Origin of the sequence: Dyadobacter bucti (assembly GCF_005869225.1) — a bacterium.
In the GTDB taxonomy this organism is placed as follows: domain Bacteria; phylum Bacteroidota; class Bacteroidia; order Cytophagales; family Spirosomataceae; genus Dyadobacter; species Dyadobacter bucti.
Window position 1 is genome coordinate 785,577 of the sequence record NZ_SWFP01000003.1, and the last position, 18,222, is coordinate 803,798.

Genomic DNA, 18,222 nt, shown 5'->3' on the forward strand with positions numbered 1-18,222 from the left:
GACTGGCAGCAGCTGAACCCTTTTTTATATTACAAATGAATTTTAAGCAATTTGCGGCTTGACCTTTGGGGTGCCTTTGTCTTTGCCCGAAGCCAAGGTTTCTTTATCTCTCATTTTAATAAAGTCCTTGAACCGCCGAATGGTTGCGAGGATAAATCCGATGATCAAAACGAAAGTTCCCAGCCAGAGTACATTTATAAGCGGCTTTTCAATTGCTTTCATCACAATAAAATCTCGCTGAGTAGTGTTTACAGCAAATGAAAACTGGCCGGTCTGCGGATTGATTTCCTGGAACTGGATCCGCATTCCCAGATCATTGTTAACCTCCGGCTTCCTGGCCACCATGCGGTCGCGGATTACAAATGACGGTGTTAATACATATTCTTTGTCTTTATCAAGAATGCGGATAATCGCTTTCACCGCAGCATCGCCTTCACCTAGCGCGACACCTTCCACCTGCTCGGTGCGTACCACGTTATCGAGGATGGCTACATAGTCATTCACGAAAAATGTATCCCGTAAGCTGATCGTAAAATTCTCAGTTTGGCTCCATACGGGTTCCGCAGTCGGATTGGTAACCATATTGACGTGGGTATACAAGTCCTTACCCACTTTCCGCTGGATGTCAGGCGAAGATACAATACCGCCCATTCTCGGGTTGATCTGTACCCGTGGAAAAAGGTTGAAAATACGTCCCGAAGGCTCGCGGTACTCGATTTCGTAATAGAAGTTCTCAGGAAATATCTCGATCGTATCTCCTTTGGAATTGTACTTCTTATCGTTTACAACAATGTCGCGGAGTGCTACTGCATGAAAATCACCTTCAACAATATCTACCCAGCTTTTCGGAATGTATCCCGGGATGTTGCGAGGCTCCACTCTCACATCACGCCAGGTGAGCATATACTCGCCCATCTTCTCAGGCTTGTTAAGCCAAAGCGTGATATTTTCTTTGTTTTCCTTATTGTCGTTGCTTGTGAACTCTTCACTGCGGGAAATCATTAAGCCCGAGTTATTGATAGATACAACTTTGGTATAACCCGACGAAAACAGGATACCCACCAGCATCAGCGCCACACCGATGTGCGTGATAGCCCCTCCTGACAAATTGTAATTACCACGGATGATATTAAGGAGAATAGTGCCGTTTGCAACAATCGCAAAAATGGCGGTTGTCAGCAATACGATGTGCTGGATATCCTTAATCTCCTGAATCGTAATCACTGCTGCACTGATGATCAATGCGATCAGCAACGGATTGTAAAGTGCCTGAAGTTTTCCCTTGCCAACCCTTTTCCACCAGAAAAACTGTCCGATACCTGTCAAAACGATGATCAGGGAGAAAAACCATAGCTGGAATTTATTATAGTGGCCAATCTGGTCAGCCGGCAGCGCCATATTCAGAACTGCTCCGAAAGATTCGGCGATTTTGTTATAGACCGGAATGGAAGTGGTAGCCAGAATCTGAAAACCGGAGAGGCAAAGCAAAGTTGCGCCTATGAAAATCCAGAATTCCTGAGAGTAGGTAGAAACCTCTTCTTCGTCTGTCGGGAGTATTTTCCAGCGATATATCAGTAAGCCGATGGCTACAATGGTGAATGTCAGAAGATAGATCAATAACTGTCCTGATAAACCCAGGTCAGTAAATGAATGCACCGACGCATTTCCAAGCACGCCGCTTCTGGTCATGAAGGTGGAATACAGGATCAGGATAAATGTTGCAATCGTTAAAATAAATGATGTTTTGAGCGCAGTGGCATTTCTACGGCCAATGATCATAGTGTGGACCGCCGCCACCAGGACTAGCCATGGAACTATGGAAGAGTTTTCAACGGGGTCCCAGTTCCAGTAACCGCCAAAGTTCAGCGTTTCATAGGCCCAGTAGGCGCCCATCAAAATACCTACTCCGAGGATCAGACATGAAAACAGTGCCCACGGGAGTGCAGGACGTATCCATTCCTGAATTTTTTTAGACCATAACCCGGCAATCGCGAAGGAGAAAGGAATAAGCGTCGTTGCGAAACCCAAGAAAAGGGTAGGAGGGTGGATAACCATCCAGTAGTTCTGTAAAAGCGGGTTGAGGCCGTTTCCGTCTTTCGGGATGAAATTCGCATCCATCTTGTAAACAGGCAGATCGGGCATTACTTCTTTGAGCAAAAGGAAGGGTGTAGATCCGATTTTAACGTCGAGCCCAGGAATTACCACACCCAGTATCATGGAAGTCAGGAATGCCTGAACCAATGCAAAAACAGTCATTACCGGTGCTTCCCAGGAGCGGTTTGTGAAAATCAGTACGCAGCCAAGAATCACATTCCAGAAAATCCAGAGCAGAAAGCTGCCTTCCTGGTCCTGCCAGAAACTGGAAATGGTGTACCCTGTCGGGAGGGAAAGCGAAGAGTTTTTCCAGGCGTAATGGTATTCGAAATAGTGGTTTCCAATGATCCAGTACAATGAAAACACAACGCCCAAAACAGCAGCTACATGCAGATAGAAAACAATCCTCGCGAATTTTTTCCAGGTCAGCGTGTCTTCCACCGTTCCGCCGGACATACCGGCTTTGAAATAAGCAAAGGTTGCCACGAGGGCTGTTACAAAAGCAATAATTACCAGCAGGTGCCCTGCACTTCCTATGGTGCTATGAATCATGATTTCGCTGCCGTATGTTCAGTGGTTTCCATTTTTCCGTTCTCGTATTTCGAGGGACATTTCATTAGTATTTTTTCAGCGGAAAAGGTGCCGTTCTGCATTTTTCCGATCACCACAACCTGCTCGGACTTGTCGAAATCCTGCGGTTTGGAATTTTTATACACCACTTTCTGCGCCACGTTGTTATTATCTATCAGCGTAAATGCAAAGTAATTGGGGTCAATAGCAGGCTGGTATTCCATTTCAAGGATTTGTCCAGTCGCATCTTTTTTGAGCTTGCCCACAACGTGTATACTTTCACCGTCTCCGTCCGCAGCCATTTCTTTGGCTTTGGTAAAGTCAACGTAAGTGCTTGCATCACCGGCGGTTGTGACAATAATTCCAATGGCGACAGCTATGATGATGAGTCCGAATATCTGGATCTTTTTCATGGTATTTACTTGATATTTAATTCCTTTTCAATTTTTCGCAACTTGGCATCTATTCTGAGCATGTTAATGGCGATGCCCGCAAAAATAACGGCAATAACGGCTACTACTACCCAGATCTTTCCGTCTTCACGCAGTTTGTCGGCCATGCCGACGGCGGGTTCGGTGGACTGAGCGTACAGGTGTCCTGTGATTAAAAACAGGGTAAGCAGGAAGGGGGAGATTCGTTTCATTGTATAATAATCGACTGAAATCTTAACGAATTTTTGTTTTGAAATGTTTGTGACCGAAGAAAATATGTGGCAATACTGATGAAAATCACCGATTTGAAGCCACTTGTTCTTCCCGGACACGGTTGATTATTTTCATTCTGATGCGAAGCTCGGCAAACCAGAGCCCCAGCAAAACATAGCCGATCACGGCCGGATATAAAACTTTTCTGATGTCATTATCAATGTCATACGACCCGAAAGTACTGTTTCCGCCGCTGCCGGGATGCAGGGAGTCAGTCAGGCGGGGAAGTATATAGATGATCGGGACAAATACAGCAAACGCAAAAATGTTGTAAACGGATGATATCCGCGCTTTTCGCTGCTCGTCTTCAAAAGAGCTTCTTAATAGCAGGTAGGCCAGATATATCAAAATTCCGATAGCCGCACCATTAAGTTTCGGGTCATTTGGCCAGGGGTCGCCCCATGTGTAATTGGCCCATGTAGAACCTGTTAGACAGCCGAGAATACCGAAGAAAATCGCAGATTTGGCCAGTTCGCTCGCAACATCATCGTCTTTGATCAGCCCTTTGTTGAGATATTTAATGGAAAATATCATGGATGTAAAGAGCAGGATTGTCATGGCAAACCAAAGCGCAACGTGGAAATAGGTGTTGCGGATACTTTCATTGATGATGGGCAAGCGTGGAACAGGACCCATCAAACCCATTATAATTACATAAAAGATGATGACTATGCAGAGGATTTTCCACCAGATCTTTCTCATTTCACTTTTGATTTTGAACAGTTTTCAGGCTGTTTGTTATTTTTTGCAGACCGGCTAGCCGACCTTTTCTGATTTTAAAATCAGCGTTTCAGCTTCTCCATAAATAAGGAAAAAGCAGATAGCTGAGGGTTATTACTATTAAATCAATGGATAGCAAAGTGCTGATTTCGTCGGTGCTTACACTCCAGTCGAGTCCGTCCAGTGCGTTTTTCGCGAGCCGGATCGTCATAAGCAACATAGGGATGATGATTGGGAAGCTCAGAACGGCCATCAGGGTTGCGCTATTGTCGGCTTTGGAGGCTATACCCGCTACCAGCGTAAGTACAGAGGCAAATCCGATCGCCGCCAGCAGCATACAAATCGAAAACAAACCCATATCACCAACCGGATTTCCCATGACAAATGCATAGAAAATAAATCCAAATGTAGATAACAACAACATGATGAATGAGTTATATACTATTTTGGAAATAATGATCGCTTGCGGGCTGCATAAGTTGTAATAATACAGCAGCCTCCCATATCTTTCCTGAGAAAAGCTTTTTGCAATTGCATTCACTGCCGTGAACAATAAGATGATCCAGAAAAGTGTGTTCCAGACAATAGGAGTGAGTTGATTGCGACGTAAGTTAAAACTGAGATAACAAACAAAGACGGTACTGACAACGTACAGCAGCATTCCGCTCAGTGCGTATTTTTGCCGCCATTCCAGGGTCACTTCTTTCCAAATCAGGGTTTTAATCTCGTTCAAATTTCGCTTGCAATCGGCTTTCAGCAGTTGGCCTCCGGCTCAGTGATTCTATTCTTTCTTCGTCTCTCCGCTATTCGTTTTTCACTGCAAAAGTACTATATAAAGCCTGAGGGAAATAATAAAAGAGTAATGATTTTAAAGGATTTGGTACGGATAAAATGACATTTGCGAAGGTTATATTTGAATTACAGACCGATAGTGCTTATTTTGCGGCTTAAATAAACTGAGTCTAAATAAGGGTATGGCAGTTCGTACGGTTTCTAATCTTAGAAAAGGTGAAAAAGGTGTGATCAAATCATTTTCAGACAAAGGAATGTCCCTTAAGTTGCTCGAAATGGGTTGTCTGCCCGGATCAGAAGTTCGTCTTGACGCTATTGCCCCGTTTGGTGATCCGATTTGTATTAATGTTGGTGGCTGCTATTGTTTGTCGTTGCGTTTGAATGAAGCAGCAGTCATAGAAATAGAGTAAGAATTACGTTCCGCTTATTAGTCTCCTTTTGAAACAATCAAATATAAAAGTTGCGCTGGTTGGAAACCCTAATGCCGGCAAATCCACATTGTTCAATGCGCTGACGGGGTTGCGCCAGAAAACGGGGAATTTTCCCGGCGTAACAGTAGAAAAAAAATCAGGTACCTTCCGGCTTACGGATTCTGATACTTCTTCAACAACTGTGACGGTTGTTGACCTTCCGGGTACCTATAGTATATATCCTAAGTCGAGGGACGAAACGGTGGTGATGGATATACTTGCCAATCCCAAACATCCTGATTTTCCGGATGTCGTCGTCGTCGTCGTGGACGCGTCCAATTTGCAAAGAAATCTCCTTCTTTTTACAGAGATCAGCGATCTGGGAATGCCTGCGGTTTTGGCACTCAATATGCTCGACGTTGCCGCGAGTATGAACCTGACTGTGAATGCGGTACAGCTGGCTATGCAGCTGCATGTTCCGGTTGTGAAGATCAATGCGCGCACGGGGGAGGGGATCGGAAAGTTGAAAGAGGCGGTCCGCCAGGTTTCGGCGGTCAAAGAGAAATCTCTTCCTAACTATTTTTATGAGCCAAAAGGCAATGAAGTCGAGCTGATTGAGGAGGTAAAAGGTTTATATGCGCTTGACAATGATTATGTAGCATTACAATATGTTTGTCAGCACGACAATTTTTCTTTTCTGGAGCAACCAGTGCGGGCCAAGTTGGATACGCTGATCGAAAAATATGGATTTGATGAAAATAACTTTCTGGCAGAAGAGACAATCGCACGGTATGAAAAAATAAAACCGATCATTTCCAAAGCGGTAAAAACGGAAGGACAGACTGAGCAGCCTTACTGGACCAGGAAGCTTGACAGTATCCTCTTGCATCCATTTTGGGGATATGTGACTTTTGCGGCGGTATTGATTCTGGTTTTTCAGGCCATTTTCGCCTGGGCTTCCTATCCGATGGACATGCTTGACGCCGCTACGGCTGCCACTATTGAGTGGGTAAAAGAAACACTTCCCCAGGGCGTTTTGAATGATCTGATTACGGACGGTATCCTGGCCGGTATCGGAGGCGTTATCATTTTTATTCCGCAGATCGCTATTCTTTTTGCCTTGGTTTCTATTCTGGAAGAGTCGGGTTATATGGCCAGGGTAATGGTGATCATGGACAAACTGATGCGGAAATTTGGCCTCAATGGACGAAGCGTGGTGCCTCTGATATCAGGGGTTGCCTGTGCTGTTCCTGCTATTATGACGACGAGAAGTATCAGTAGCCGGTACGAGCGTCTGTTGACGATTTTGGTTACGCCTTTAATGAGTTGCTCTGCGCGTCTGCCAATTTACGCGATCCTGATTGCACTGGTGGTACCGGAAACCAAAGTTTTCGGTTTTCTGAATACGCAGGGGTTGGTATTGTTCGGGTTATATCTTTTGGGACTGGTGGGTGCGCTGGGGTCAGCCTGGCTTTTGTCACTTTTTATTCCAAGAAAAGAGCCGAGTTATTTCATGCTTGAAATGCCTTCTTACAAATTACCAAGATGGGGACAGGTCGGGTTCACTATGTATGACAGTGTAAAATCTTTTGTTTTTGAAGCTGGGAAAATAATTATGGCCATTTCAATCATTCTCTGGGTATTGGCATCTTACGGGCCTGGCGACAATATTGAAAAAGCTGAGCAACAAGTTGTGTCGGAAATGAGCGGGCAACCTCAGCAGGAAATTGATGTGGCGATAGCTTCCGCCAAGCTGGAAAGCTCATACGCAGGACAATTTGGACGGTTTATCGAACCGGTGATCAAACCCCTTGGCTATGACTGGAAAATTGGCATCGCGTTGCTTGCTTCGTTTGCTGCCAGGGAAGTTTTTGTGGGCACCATGGCTACTATATATAGTATCAGCGGAGATTTCGAAGACGTTCCGACTGTGAAGGAAAGGTTGGTTAAAGAAAAAAATGCCGAGACTGGCGGCGCGATGTTTACGCCAGCAGTATGTTATTCGCTGTTAATGTTTTACGTTTTCGCGATGATGTGTATGAGTACAATTGCAGTGGTTTACCGCGAAACCCACGGCTGGAAATGGCCTATTATTCAATTGATATACCTGATGACGCTGGCGTATGTTTCAGCATTTGCGGTTTATCAGTTGATGAGTTGAGTTTACCAACCCAGACAATCAATCACATCTGACGCGATGAGGGCGCTTTGACCTTTTAGGTCTGCTGCCCGGTCTCCGGCCAGGCCGTGTTGGTAAACGCCCAGGATAGCTGCATTTTCCGGGGTGTATTTTTGGGCAAGCAGGCTGGTGATAATACCAGTTAGGACATCGCCGGTCCCGCCGGTTGCCATACCTGCGTTTCCGGTTGAATTAAAATGCACTTCTCCATTCGAAAAAATCACGGCAGTATTCGCGCCTTTGAGGCAAATAATTACTTTGTATTTCTTTGCAAATTCCTTCCCGATTTCCAGCCGGTTATATTCATCTGTACTGTGTCCTGCAAGTCTTTGGAATTCTTTCGGGTGAGGTGTCAGGATTGTATTTTCCGGCAGTTTATACAGCAATTCACGGTTTTGGGACAAAATATTCAATGCATCGGCATCAACGATCAAAGGTGCCTTCACCGTTTTCAATAATTTTTCCAGTGCGTTTACGGTCAATGTATCCGTTCCCAGCCCAGGGCCGATGCCTATAGCCGAAGCGGACTCCAGCTCCGGCAACTGACTGATATATTTTTTGTTTTCATCCACAGAAACCATGGCTTCCGGTGTGGAAATCTGTATGATCCCGTATCCGCTTTCCGGTGCATGAACAGTCAATAACCCCACTCCTGATCTCAGGCATGCCTTTGCAGAAAGAACTGCCGCACCCATTTTGCCATAACTTCCTGCGATCAAAACGGCATGTCCGTAAGTGCCTTTGTGCGAAAATTTTTCGCGCGGCCTGATCAGCTCTTCGGCTGTTTGTTTATCGGTAAAAAACCATTGAGTATCTGCGTTTTTGATAAAGTCTTCACTGAGCTGGATATCCACAACATGCCAGTCCGCGACATATTTGGCATTTTGAGGCAACAGAAAGGCTAGTTTGGGAAGCTGGAATGAAACCGTGAAATCCGGTTCGATAATGGGATCTTCGTTACCGTTTGCTTTGTCTGCATATAATCCGCTTGCAATATCCACTGCCACCAGCTTATTGGGCAGGTCGTTCAGTCTGTCAATGACCGCGGCCAATAGTCCGGCAGCGGGTCTTGATAATCCGGACCCGAGCAGTGCATCGATGCAGATGACATTCGGGCCAAGTACCGGGAAATCGTCAATTGAATGAATATGCGAAGGCTGCAAATGATTTTTAAGACGGTCAAGGTTGGTTTTGAAGTCTGCAGATGCTTCCGGGCTATATTCGATTACATAAACCTGAACATCATAACTCCGTTCGCTGAGTATGCGGGCGATAGCCAGTCCGTCGCCGCCGTTATTGCCTTTTCCACAGAAAATACGGACCGGCCGGGTGTTCACAAACTGGTTACAAAGCCATCGTACAAATGCCTGAGCGGCGCGCTCCATCAGGTCGATGGAGGAAATCGGTTCATTTTTGATTGTGTATGCATCCAGTGACCGGATTTGCTCAACATTCAGGATTTTCATAAAAATGAGTTTCAATAATTGCTTCGAATGATCATTGGTATCAATGATTGTACCAAAGACCTGGTATTGAGCCCGGGTAATGCTAAAATACCATGTATTTTTTGTCTGTAAAAAGCCGCAAATGCTTTTAGAAGCCGGGAAATAATCTTAGCTTTGCACTCGTTTTCGCAAGAGCTGTTTTGAATGAAGGGGCGTCACCTCATCCGCTGGAAGCAAGCTATCATTTTTAATCCATAAAAGCATTCGTCATGAGCGAACTTATTAAACTCGTAGAAGCTACGATTGAAAATCGTAAATCCGAGTATCCTGATTTTAAATCAGGCGACACGATCAACGTACACGTTAAGATCAGAGAAGGTAACAAAGAACGTATTCAGCAATTTCAGGGTACGGTAATGCAACGCCGCAATCTTAGCGCAAGCGGTGAAACTTTCACTGTACGTAAAATATCAAACGGTATTGCCGTAGAACGTGTTTTCCCAATTCTTTCACCGAGTATCGCTAAGATCGAATTGATCCGCCGCGGTAAAGTACGTCGCGCGCGTCTTTTCTTCTTGCGTGGACGTCAGGGTAAAGCCGCTCGTATCAAAGAGCTTAAAGTTTCGAAGTAAGGTTTATTTCTTCGGACAAAAAATTAAAACCCTGCAGGTGATTTTTTCTTGCAGGGTTTTGTTGTTTAAAGAAATTGGCGTTTGGTTGTTAGCGGTCAGTTTTTGGCTTTTTTGAATGGGTTTCGATGGTGGATTAATGTTCAGATTATGAAAATTGCTTTTTATAAATACCAGGGTACCGGAAATGATTTTGTCATGATCGATGATCGTGACGGCTTGTTTCCTGTTTCAAAAGAATTGATCGCGTCTATATGCCATCGCCGGTTTGGGGTCGGGTCCGACGGTCTGATCCTTTTACAAAATGCTGAGGGTTATGACTTCCGGATGGTGTATTTCAATGCGGATGGTGGAGAAGGCAGCATGTGCGGTAATGGCGGGCGTTGTGTGGTAAGGTTTGCGCATGACCTGGGTTTGTTTTCAGATAAAACTTCTTTTATCGCTGTGGACGGCTTGCACGAGGCTACAGTCTCAGGTGATACGATCAGCCTGAAAATGTCGCCGGTTCAGGGCGTGGAGCGATATGAAGCGTACGATTTCATGAATACAGGATCACCGCATTATGTTACCTATGTAGAGCATATTGAGGAAACGGATGTGGTATGCATCGGAAGTGAAATACGCTACGGTTCGGTTTATGGGCCACAAGGCGGTACCAATGTTAATTTTGTTGAGATAATTGAAGACAATCATTTGAGTGTCAGAACTTATGAGCGGGGAGTAGAAGATGAGACATTCTCATGTGGTACCGGTGTTACAGCCTGCGCTTTATCTGCTCATTTGAAAAAAGGCTGGGAAGGCCCGGTACGGGTAGAAACAATTGGCGGGACCTTGCAGGTCTCTTACAAAGAAACGTCACCTGGCGTATTCGATGATATTTTCCTGATCGGTCCCGCTGTCAGAGTTTTTGAGGGAAATCTGAATGTATCAGATTAATATACAATAGTTTATTTAATTCCTCGGCCCTCTGCCGCCACCATTGCCCCGGCGTTCCGCCAGCATGGTTTTGTACTTTTCCTGTTGTTCTGCTGTAAGTACTTTGGCTAGTTCAGCATTAAAGGTTTCCATAGATGCCCGCATGGCAGAACGGTCCTGGTTTTGGGACGCTCTCAATTCCTCCATTTTTTTTACCCGGTCAAGGTTAAGCGTGTAAACCTGCTTTTGCTGATCTTCTGTCAGTTGCAGGTTTTCTGTCATGGTTTTGGTCTGGTTTTCTGCACGTTGTTCGGGAGTCCTGCCGCTATCCTGACGTTGCGCAAAGGCGGTCATACTTACAAAGGCCAGTAACATGGCCATCAATCCTTTTCTCATGGTTTTAATGTTTAAGATACCAGACTTAGAGTAGGAATGTGGTATCAAAGTTTAAAACCGGGAAGAGAAATTCAGTAAAACATTTTTACGATCAGCGCTACGGCTATCGCGCAGGTGTAGCTCATTAAGGTTCCTACCAATACATACTCCGATTTTTTACTTACATAAGCAGGGGAAATTTCCCCGCCCACAGCCTTGTCATTGTATCTCAAAAGTGATTTTGCCGCAATCAGAAAGCCAATCGCGGAAAACTGACTGACCAGTACAAATACAAAGATCAGCAACCTTTCGGACATCCCAATCCAGCGGCCTGCACTGGCCAGATTATCGTCGGCGTTGGGTGCGAGCTTGTGCAATTCTTCCCGCCATGGTCTTGTCAAAATCCCGACAAGAAAAGATATTGGCGACAGGGAAAGCAGCGCGCCCGTGAGGATCGACAGGGTTTTAGGAGTATAAATCCAGGTTTTGAATGTTTCCAGCTCAGCGGAAAAACTGCTTGTTAAAAGAATGGCCGTGAGTGCGATGGTGATAAGGTGTGCGATCTGGTCTGCAATAAACCAGGTCAGTGAGCCTTTTTTATCGGCTTCAATTTTAATGATATCGATAATGCCGTGTGCAATGCCGATAGCCAGGGCTGGAAAAGGATTGTCCCAGCGCCCCAGGAAAATGTATGACATCACGATGACCAGCGCAATATGAAAATACAGGTATTTTGACCTGAATGATTTATTTTTTTTATCAATTACCCACGAAGTCGGTTGCCAGTAAAAGTCGACAAGTACGTGAGCCAGCAGCAGTAATAAAAACTCGGTCATGTTTATTTAGCGTTTTGTGTATAGTGCAAGATGCTCAGGAAAGGTAGCAAGAAAATTTTCAATCGCCCACCATTTGGAAGAAGCTACCCGCTGGCTGGCGGCCGACTGGCTGATCGAAAATCGTTCCGATATCTGGGTAATGTTGTTTTTCTGGAGTAATGCCAGGATCACCTCGCTTTGTGAGGTTGTCCAGCTTCCGATCAATGTTTCCAGCAACCCCAGAGTAGCATTTAATGGCTCTGATGGAGAAGGAAGGGCAATACCGATTCGGGATTTTTGCTTGCGTATATTATCTGCCAGGTGGCCGGAAAGTCGAAACGCTTCTCCGTCCGATGTTCCTGAACGGTCGGTAAGGGCTTCTGCTTTTCCTATTCCGATCGCGACCCGTAAATCTGTATTGATATCATGTGCGCGCATGGCAGCCCTTGCCAGAATGGCCAGCCGCATAGCTTCGTCAGGATTTTTTAAAACACATTGAAAACTATCACCACGGTATATTTCAGGTTTTAAAGCCCATTCAAAGGCAGGTTCATTCCGTAGCAATTCAATCAGGCTTTCCAGCCATTCAGAAGTTTGCTCCCTTGTAAAATGAGTGGAATTAACCATATCCGCGGTGACAACGGCGAGTTTCTTCTTCACAGCATATAAGGTTTTTTACTTATAATTGACGAATATAAGGCAAAAACCTTATATATTGAAAATATAAGTAAAAAACCTTATGTAGTTTTAGAGTAATGATTGAACCAAATGCTTCCATTCTTCCTGTAAAGACCCTTTAAATACCTCTGATCCTGCACGCCTATACCAGTATCCGGCATTAAAAGTGTCGCCTTCCACCCTGTGGAGATAGGCATGTAAGCGATCATAAGAGCGGGTTCCTTCTTTACTTTGGGCAATGTTATGAGCTGCTTCCCAATCGTTTTTTGCATCATACCAAAGTGCTTCCAGGAGATCAGAAATGCCATTTGGTGGCGTGGATTGTGTAAGTGATCCGGTAAATTGGTCGTAAGTCATTCGGATTTGAGCTAAATAAAAACATAAAAATGCGGGCACAAGATGCAAAAAAATGAACTCAACATAAAGATTCTTAATGGTAATTGTAAGTTTAAGGGGAATGTCACCGGCTGTCTCTATTTTTTCATTTTAACTTGTATCTTGTATTTGCGAATTATAATTAATCCACCTAACATGTTTAAAAAAATATCAGCCTTGCTGGCAGGGGTAACCGTCAGTATATTTTGTCACGGGCAGCAGACATTCCCCCAAAACGGGGCTTATGATGAGCGCCCGGGGCGGTTTGCATTCACCAATGCCACCATTGTGGTGGATTCGAAAACCACGATTGCCGGAGGAACGATGCTGATCGAGAACGGAACGATACGGGAGGTTGGGAAAAAGGTGAAAATCCCTGCCGGAACTGTGGTTACAGACCTGAAAGGCAAATATATTTATCCGTCTTTGATTGATCTGGATTCTGATTACGGGATGCCTGACGTAAAGCGGGAACGTCCGGCGCAAGGCCGTCAGACTCCGCAGATCGAATCCAATAAAAAAGGTGCATTTGGCTGGAACCAGGCTATTCAGCCGGAAAATGACGCGAGCCTTTTATTTACACCTGATGCCAGAAAAGCCGAGGATCTACGTAAGATCGGTTTTGGTACAGTACTGACTTTTTCGCACGACGGCATAGTAAGAGGAAATGGCGCAGTGGTAACACTGACAGACGAACCGGCGAATAAGGCATTGTTAAACAAAAAAGCATCTGCACACTTTTCATTCAGTAAAGGTTCTTCAACCCAGACCTATCCCTCATCGGCAATGGGGATTGTGGCACTTTTAAGGCAGAATTATTACGATGCCGAATGGTATGCGCGGGCCGGCAAAACGAAGGACATGAATTTGTCGCTGGAAGCATTTAACCAGATCAAAACATTGCCTTCTTTTTTTGAGACAAATGATAAATACAGTGTCCTGAGAGCGGACCGTATCGGCGATGAGTTTGGTATACAATATATTATACGCGGAGGAGGGGATGAGTACCAGCGTCTGAAAGAAATCAAAGCGACGAAAGCAACTTTGATTTTGCCACTTCAGTTTCCCGACGCTTATGATGTGGCTGATCCCTGGGATGCAGATCTGGTGAGTGTAGCGCAATTGAAGCACTGGGAACTAGCGCCCAAAAATATGTCGGAGGTCGCAAAGGCGGAGATACCTTTCGCTCTGACCACAACCGGTTTGAAAAGTAAAGGAGATTTCTGGAAAAACCTGAAAACGGCCATTGAATATGGATTGCCAAAGGAAAAAGCGCTGGAAGCATTAACGACTTTACCAGCCAGTCTGATCAAAGCGGAGGGGCAGATCGGAAGTTTACGCACCGGTTTACTCGCCAACTTCCTGATCACCTCAGGGGATATTTTCGGGAAAGACAATATCATTTACGAAAACTGGATCCAGGGGAAAAAATTTATTCTTGCCCCACTCAATGCGCCGGAATTGAGAGGTACTTATCAGTTGTCAGTGAACAATGAATCCACAGGCAAGTTACTGGTTACAGGTACGTTTGAAAAGCCGGATTTTAAACTAGCACTGAAAGATTCAGTTAAAGTTACTCCTAAGACTATTATAGCTAATGAATTACTGACGCTGACTTATCAGCCTGACGCCCAAACGCCCGGAACAGTTCGTCTGACCGGCTGGATTACCGGAAATGGTCTGGCCGGGGAAGGGATTTTGCCCAACGGATCGGTTGTGCCGTGGGCTGCTACATTGTCTGAGAAATACCAGTCAGCAACTGTAAAGGATTCTGTAATTGTGAAAACCAAGGAAACGGGTAATGTGGTTTATCCTTTTCTGGGTTTTGGAAATGAAGAATTGCCAAAGGCTCAGACCGTCCTGATCAAAAACGCAACAGTATGGACAAACGAGAAAGAAGGGATTCTGCAAAATGCCGATGTGGTCGTTCAGAATGGTAAGATTACGAAGGTAGGAAAGGCGCTGGCCGCACCATCCGGCGCAAGTACTGTTGATGGTACCGGAAAACATCTGACAAGCGGGATCATCGATGAGCATTCCCATATTGCTTTATTTGCCATCAATGAGGGAGGGCAGTCCAGTTCTGCAGAGGTAAGGATGAGCGACGTGATCAACCCGGATGACATTAATATTTACCGCCAGCTTGCAGGTGGGGTGACCACTTCACATCTGCTTCATGGATCTGCCAATTCTATAGGTGGCCAAAGTGCGCTGATCAAATTGAAATGGGGGGCAGGTCAGTCGGAAATGTTGTTACCGGAAGTGAAAACGATCAAGTTTGCTTTAGGCGAGAATGTGAAACAATCCAACTGGGGTGATATAGTACGTACCCGTTTCCCGCAGACCCGGATGGGCGTGGAACAGGTCTATTTCGACCATTTTCTCAGGGCAAAAGATTATGCCAAAACCTGGAAAAATTACAATGCTGCTTCCAAAAAACAGTCTGCAAATTCGCCGAGGCGTGATATTGAGCTGGAAGCCCTGGCTGAAATCCTCGACAGCGAAAGGTTCATCACCTGCCATTCCTACGTGCAGTCCGAGATCAACATGTTGATGCATGTGGCCGATTCTTTGAATTTCAAGATCAACACATTTACCCATATTCTGGAAGGATATAAAATGGCTGACAAAATGGCCCAGAGAGGCATCGGCGGTTCGACCTTTGCAGACTGGTGGGCCTATAAAATGGAGGTAAAAGAGGCAATTCCTTACAATGCTGCCTTGATGTACCACGAAGGGATTACCGTTGCGATCAATTCGGATGATGCGGAAATGGCGCGGAGGCTGAACCAGGAAGCTGCCAAGACAGTGGAATACGGAGGCGTGCCCGAAGAAGAGGCATGGAAAATGGTAACCCTCAACCCCGCTAAATTGCTGCATATTGATCATAGGATCGGGAGTATCAAGGCGGGGAAAGATGCTGATCTTGTACTCTGGAACACCAATCCGCTATCGGTTTACGCCCGTCCTGAATTTACAATGATAGAAGGCGCTGTTTATTTTGATCGTAAAAAAGACGAAGAAAAGCAGAAATCAATAGCCATTGAACGTGAAAGGTTAATCCAGAAAATGCTTAACGATAAAGCTGAGGGCAAGCCTGTTCAGAAACCGCAGACTTCGCAGCCGCGCATGTGGCATTGTGAAGATGTGATCGGCGTAAATACCGAGCACGAATAATCCAGGTAAATCAGCTTTGTCCAAGATATCAACCTCATTACAATGATAGAATACAGATCTTTAAAATCCAGCTTTTTACTCATAAGCGGCACATTGCTTGCTTTTGCAGGTTATGCGCAAAATCCGGCCCCGGCACTACCTCAGACAAAACCCATTGTTCTGACGGGGGCAACAATCCACGTTGGCAATGGGCAGGTTATTGAGAATGGTGTGCTCGCGTTCGACAAAGGCGTCATTACCCAGGTAGGGCCGGCTGGCTCGGCGACGAACGCCACCGGCGCTGAGACAATCGATGTGAAAGGGAAACACATTTTTCCGGGCATTATTTCATTGAATACCACCGTTGGCTTACAAGAAATTGCTTCCGTGCGAGCCACTTTGGACTTTAATGAAGTGGGGCAGATTAACCCGCATGTCCGTGCTTTGATCGCCTACAATACAGATTCGGAAGTTATTCCCACACTTCGTGGTAACGGGATTTTACTCTCTCAGTCGGTGCCTCAGGGTGGCGTGATTTCCGGCTCTTCGTCTGTGTTTTATACCGATGGCTGGAACTGGGAAGATGCAGTTTTGAAGAAAGATGACGGTATTTGGCTGAGCTGGCCGCCGTTTTTGGCAAGTAGTTTTAATTATGAAGATTTCACGGTTTCTGTAAAACGGAATGATAAAAGACAGGAGATGCTGAACCTGTTCTATTCGACTTTCGCGGAGGCAAAGGCTTACGCCGAGTTGAAAGATCCGAATCCGGTGAATTTAAGACTGGCTGCGATGAAACCGCTTTTTGAAGGTTCGGCAAACCTTTATATCCGTGCCGATTATGGAAAGGATATTGTGGAAGCTGTGAAGTTTGCCAAAGAGGCCGGAGTGAAAAAAGTCGTGATCGTAGGCGGGGACGAATCTTATAAAGTTGCAGCGTTCCTGAAAGAAAATCAGGTTCCGGTTATACTAAATCCCACGCACCGGCTCCCCAACCGGGCAGATGAGAATGTGTATCTGCCTTACGAATTGCCGGGATTGTTGCATAAAGCAGGTGTAAAAGTAGCAATTACCTATGCAGACGAATGGTGGCGGACGAGGAACCTGGCGTTTTTGGCTGGAACATCCTCCGGGTTTGGCGATGTTTCCCCGGAAGAGGCTTTGCAATTTGTAACCAAAAATGCCGCCGAGATTATCGGAGCCGAAAAATCAGTGGGTACTATTGAAAAAGGCAAACAGGCTTCGTTTCTCGTTTCCAATGGTGATATATTGGACATGCGCGGAAATGTGATCCAGATGGTGTTTATCAAAGGAGGAAAAGTAAACCTTGATGATAAGCAGAAGCGGCTTTACGAGAAGTATAAGACGAAGTATGGAAAGTAGTAATGTGAAGGCCCCAGCTGGAATGCTCGGGCCTTTATGACTTTCCAGGATTGATATATTTCGATTCATCAATCTTTTTAAAATCTGGTAAGTTGACGAAAAAAATAGAAAATTAAATTTCCGGTCAGCCTTCAATCCTCCGCAACCAAATATATTCCCTCATCAGAGATTTTGATCAGGCCTTGTTTATAGAGTCCGCCAATTGCTTTTTTGAAAACCTTTTTGCTGATTTCCAGTCTTTTGTAAATTTTTTCAGGGGAACTGCTGTCTGATAGATCGAGAAATCCGTTGTCCTTTTTCAGCTCGTCCATAATATGTTTCGCCGTCGGTTCGACTACTTCGTAACCTGTTTTTTGTAAAGTAATATCCAGCTTGTTCTCTTCTCTTATTTTTTTGACATAGCCTTTCAAAGCATCTCCGATCTTCACATCTTTGAAAACTTCATTGGCATAGATCAGCCCTTTGTGATACTGATTAACAATCGCATTGTAGCCCAGATCCGTCTTTTGCCAGATTAACAGATCCACCTGATCCCCTTCTTTCACAGTCAGGCGCTCGTTTTCGAGGAAACGGTCAATTTTGGTGGAAGCAATCAGCCGCGAAGATTTTTGATCCAGGTAAAGAAACACCACATGCCATTCTCCGATCTCCATAGGCGTGCTTTGTTCGCGGAACGGAACAAAAAGGTCTTTTATCAATCCCCAATCCATAAAAGCCCCATGTTCGGAAACGTCCTTTACCTGAAGGTAGGCGAACTCGTTCCTGATGATTTTAGGGGTTTCCGTGGTAGCCACGGGCCGGTCTTCTGAATCCAGGTACACGAAAACCTTTATGGTATCGTCCACCTGCATTTCGTCGGTAAGATATTGGTTGGGCAGTAAAACTTCTTCTCCTTCCACATCACTCAGGAACATCCCGACGCTGGTAAGCCGCTGAATGGTGAGGTAATTGTATTTTCCTATAAAAAGCATTGTCTATTCCACTA

The 18,222-nt window shown here is 45.2% G+C and carries 17 protein-coding genes; 6 read left to right on the forward strand and 11 right to left on the reverse strand.

The window, feature by feature from the left end; genetic code table 11:
* Positions 1 to 42: 42 nt before the first annotated feature.
* From ccsA (FBF61_RS13335) to FBF61_RS13355, 5 genes are all read right to left on the reverse strand, one after another.
* Entirely contained in the window at positions 43 to 2,646 is a 2,604-nt protein-coding gene (gene ccsA / locus FBF61_RS13335; protein ID WP_138477823.1) for a cytochrome c biogenesis protein CcsA, read from the reverse strand.
* On the reverse strand, positions 2,643 to 3,077 hold the full coding sequence (locus FBF61_RS13340; RefSeq protein ID WP_138477825.1) for a cytochrome c maturation protein CcmE domain-containing protein: 435 nt from the start codon (positions 3,075 to 3,077) through the stop codon (positions 2,643 to 2,645). Before FBF61_RS13340 ends, ccsA (FBF61_RS13335) begins: the two co-directional genes overlap by 4 nt.
* A 5-nt stretch (positions 3,078 to 3,082) precedes the next feature.
* On the reverse strand, positions 3,083 to 3,307 hold the full coding sequence (locus tag FBF61_RS13345) for a CcmD family protein (protein WP_138477827.1): 225 nt from the start codon (positions 3,305 to 3,307) through the stop codon (positions 3,083 to 3,085).
* Between the two features lie 85 nt (positions 3,308 to 3,392).
* Positions 3,393 to 4,070 carry a cytochrome c biogenesis protein CcsA gene (gene ccsA, locus FBF61_RS13350; protein WP_138477829.1) on the reverse strand — a complete coding sequence of 226 codons (678 nt, stop codon included), beginning with the start codon at positions 4,068 to 4,070 and terminating at the stop codon, positions 3,393 to 3,395.
* A gap of 88 nt (positions 4,071 to 4,158) precedes the next feature.
* Positions 4,159 to 4,821, reverse strand: coding sequence for a heme exporter protein CcmB (locus FBF61_RS13355; RefSeq protein WP_205748276.1), 663 nt, complete (start codon positions 4,819 to 4,821; stop codon positions 4,159 to 4,161).
* A 241-nt stretch (positions 4,822 to 5,062) separates the two neighbouring features.
* On the opposite strand from FBF61_RS13355, the gene FBF61_RS13360 reads away from it, so the two are divergent.
* Both FBF61_RS13360 and feoB read left to right on the forward strand, forming a co-directional pair.
* Positions 5,063 to 5,290: a FeoA family protein gene (locus FBF61_RS13360; RefSeq protein WP_138477833.1), complete on the forward strand. Its 228-nt coding sequence runs from the start codon at positions 5,063 to 5,065 to the stop codon at positions 5,288 to 5,290.
* 28 nt (positions 5,291 to 5,318) lie between these two features.
* Positions 5,319 to 7,451, forward strand: coding sequence for a ferrous iron transport protein B (feoB, locus tag FBF61_RS13365; RefSeq protein ID WP_138477835.1), 2,133 nt, complete (start codon positions 5,319 to 5,321; stop codon positions 7,449 to 7,451).
* Between the two features lie 2 nt (positions 7,452 to 7,453).
* Here feoB and FBF61_RS13370 read toward each other — a convergent pair whose 3' ends face one another.
* A complete protein-coding gene (locus FBF61_RS13370) occupies positions 7,454 to 8,935 on the reverse strand; it encodes an NAD(P)H-hydrate dehydratase (protein ID WP_138477837.1) in 1,482 nt (493 codons plus the stop codon).
* Between the two features lie 248 nt (positions 8,936 to 9,183).
* Here FBF61_RS13370 and rplS point away from each other — a divergent pair, with 248 nt between their 5' ends.
* Together rplS and dapF are read left to right on the forward strand one after the other, a co-directional pair.
* Positions 9,184 to 9,546 (forward strand): 50S ribosomal protein L19, encoded by a 363-nt coding sequence (rplS, locus tag FBF61_RS13375; RefSeq protein WP_138477840.1) that lies wholly within the window; start codon positions 9,184 to 9,186, stop codon positions 9,544 to 9,546.
* Positions 9,547 to 9,693: 147 nt separating this feature from the next.
* On the forward strand, positions 9,694 to 10,479 hold the full coding sequence (dapF, locus tag FBF61_RS13380; protein WP_138477842.1) for a diaminopimelate epimerase: 786 nt from the start codon (positions 9,694 to 9,696) through the stop codon (positions 10,477 to 10,479).
* A gap of 15 nt (positions 10,480 to 10,494) precedes the next feature.
* Here the strand turns inward: dapF and FBF61_RS13385 are convergent, their stop codons facing one another.
* From FBF61_RS13385 to FBF61_RS13400, 4 genes are all read right to left on the reverse strand, one after another.
* Positions 10,495 to 10,854: a DUF4890 domain-containing protein gene (locus tag FBF61_RS13385; protein ID WP_138477844.1), complete on the reverse strand. Its 360-nt coding sequence runs from the start codon at positions 10,852 to 10,854 to the stop codon at positions 10,495 to 10,497.
* 71 nt (positions 10,855 to 10,925) lie between these two features.
* The gene (locus FBF61_RS13390) at positions 10,926 to 11,669 is read right to left on the reverse strand and encodes a DUF3307 domain-containing protein (RefSeq protein WP_138477848.1); all 744 of its coding nucleotides are present in this window, start codon (positions 11,667 to 11,669) and stop codon (positions 10,926 to 10,928) included.
* 6 nt (positions 11,670 to 11,675) lie between these two features.
* Entirely contained in the window at positions 11,676 to 12,308 is a 633-nt protein-coding gene (locus tag FBF61_RS13395) for a SatD family protein (RefSeq protein WP_138477850.1), read from the reverse strand.
* Between the two features lie 87 nt (positions 12,309 to 12,395).
* The gene (locus FBF61_RS13400) at positions 12,396 to 12,683 is read right to left on the reverse strand and encodes a hypothetical protein (protein ID WP_138477853.1); all 288 of its coding nucleotides are present in this window, start codon (positions 12,681 to 12,683) and stop codon (positions 12,396 to 12,398) included.
* A 174-nt stretch (positions 12,684 to 12,857) separates the two neighbouring features.
* Between FBF61_RS13400 and FBF61_RS13405 the strand changes: the two genes are divergently transcribed.
* Both FBF61_RS13405 and FBF61_RS13410 read left to right on the forward strand, forming a co-directional pair.
* The gene (locus FBF61_RS13405; RefSeq protein WP_138477855.1) at positions 12,858 to 15,878 is read left to right on the forward strand and encodes an amidohydrolase family protein; all 3,021 of its coding nucleotides are present in this window, start codon (positions 12,858 to 12,860) and stop codon (positions 15,876 to 15,878) included.
* Between the two features lie 42 nt (positions 15,879 to 15,920).
* The gene (locus tag FBF61_RS13410) at positions 15,921 to 17,237 is read left to right on the forward strand and encodes an amidohydrolase family protein (RefSeq protein WP_138477857.1); all 1,317 of its coding nucleotides are present in this window, start codon (positions 15,921 to 15,923) and stop codon (positions 17,235 to 17,237) included.
* 131 nt (positions 17,238 to 17,368) lie between these two features.
* Here FBF61_RS13410 and FBF61_RS13415 read toward each other — a convergent pair whose 3' ends face one another.
* Positions 17,369 to 18,208 carry a CvfB family protein gene (locus FBF61_RS13415; protein ID WP_138477859.1) on the reverse strand — a complete coding sequence of 280 codons (840 nt, stop codon included), beginning with the start codon at positions 18,206 to 18,208 and terminating at the stop codon, positions 17,369 to 17,371.
* Positions 18,209 to 18,222 lie beyond the last annotated feature (14 nt).

What these genes read in the sequence shown, in the direction of transcription:
- ccsA (WP_138477823.1), bottom strand. Translation starts at nt 2,646, where the DNA reads ATGATTCATAGCACCATAGGAAGTGCAGGGCACCTGCTGGTAATTATT.
- FBF61_RS13340 (WP_138477825.1), bottom strand. Translation starts at nt 3,077, where the DNA reads ATGAAAAAGATCCAGATATTCGGACTCATCATCATAGCTGTCGCCATT.
- FBF61_RS13345 (WP_138477827.1), bottom strand. Translation starts at nt 3,307, where the DNA reads ATGAAACGAATCTCCCCCTTCCTGCTTACCCTGTTTTTAATCACAGGA.
- ccsA (WP_138477829.1), bottom strand. Translation starts at nt 4,070, where the DNA reads ATGAGAAAGATCTGGTGGAAAATCCTCTGCATAGTCATCATCTTTTAT.
- FBF61_RS13360 (WP_138477833.1), top strand. Translation starts at nt 5,063, where the DNA reads ATGGCAGTTCGTACGGTTTCTAATCTTAGAAAAGGTGAAAAAGGTGTG.
- FBF61_RS13370 (WP_138477837.1), bottom strand. Translation starts at nt 8,935, where the DNA reads ATGAAAATCCTGAATGTTGAGCAAATCCGGTCACTGGATGCATACACA.
- rplS (WP_138477840.1), top strand. Translation starts at nt 9,184, where the DNA reads ATGAGCGAACTTATTAAACTCGTAGAAGCTACGATTGAAAATCGTAAA.
- dapF (WP_138477842.1), top strand. Translation starts at nt 9,694, where the DNA reads ATGAAAATTGCTTTTTATAAATACCAGGGTACCGGAAATGATTTTGTC.
- FBF61_RS13385 (WP_138477844.1), bottom strand. Translation starts at nt 10,854, where the DNA reads ATGAGAAAAGGATTGATGGCCATGTTACTGGCCTTTGTAAGTATGACC.
- FBF61_RS13390 (WP_138477848.1), bottom strand. Translation starts at nt 11,669, where the DNA reads ATGACCGAGTTTTTATTACTGCTGCTGGCTCACGTACTTGTCGACTTT.
- FBF61_RS13400 (WP_138477853.1), bottom strand. Translation starts at nt 12,683, where the DNA reads ATGACTTACGACCAATTTACCGGATCACTTACACAATCCACGCCACCA.
- FBF61_RS13405 (WP_138477855.1), top strand. Translation starts at nt 12,858, where the DNA reads ATGTTTAAAAAAATATCAGCCTTGCTGGCAGGGGTAACCGTCAGTATA.
- FBF61_RS13410 (WP_138477857.1), top strand. Translation starts at nt 15,921, where the DNA reads ATGATAGAATACAGATCTTTAAAATCCAGCTTTTTACTCATAAGCGGC.
- FBF61_RS13415 (WP_138477859.1), bottom strand. Translation starts at nt 18,208, where the DNA reads ATGCTTTTTATAGGAAAATACAATTACCTCACCATTCAGCGGCTTACC.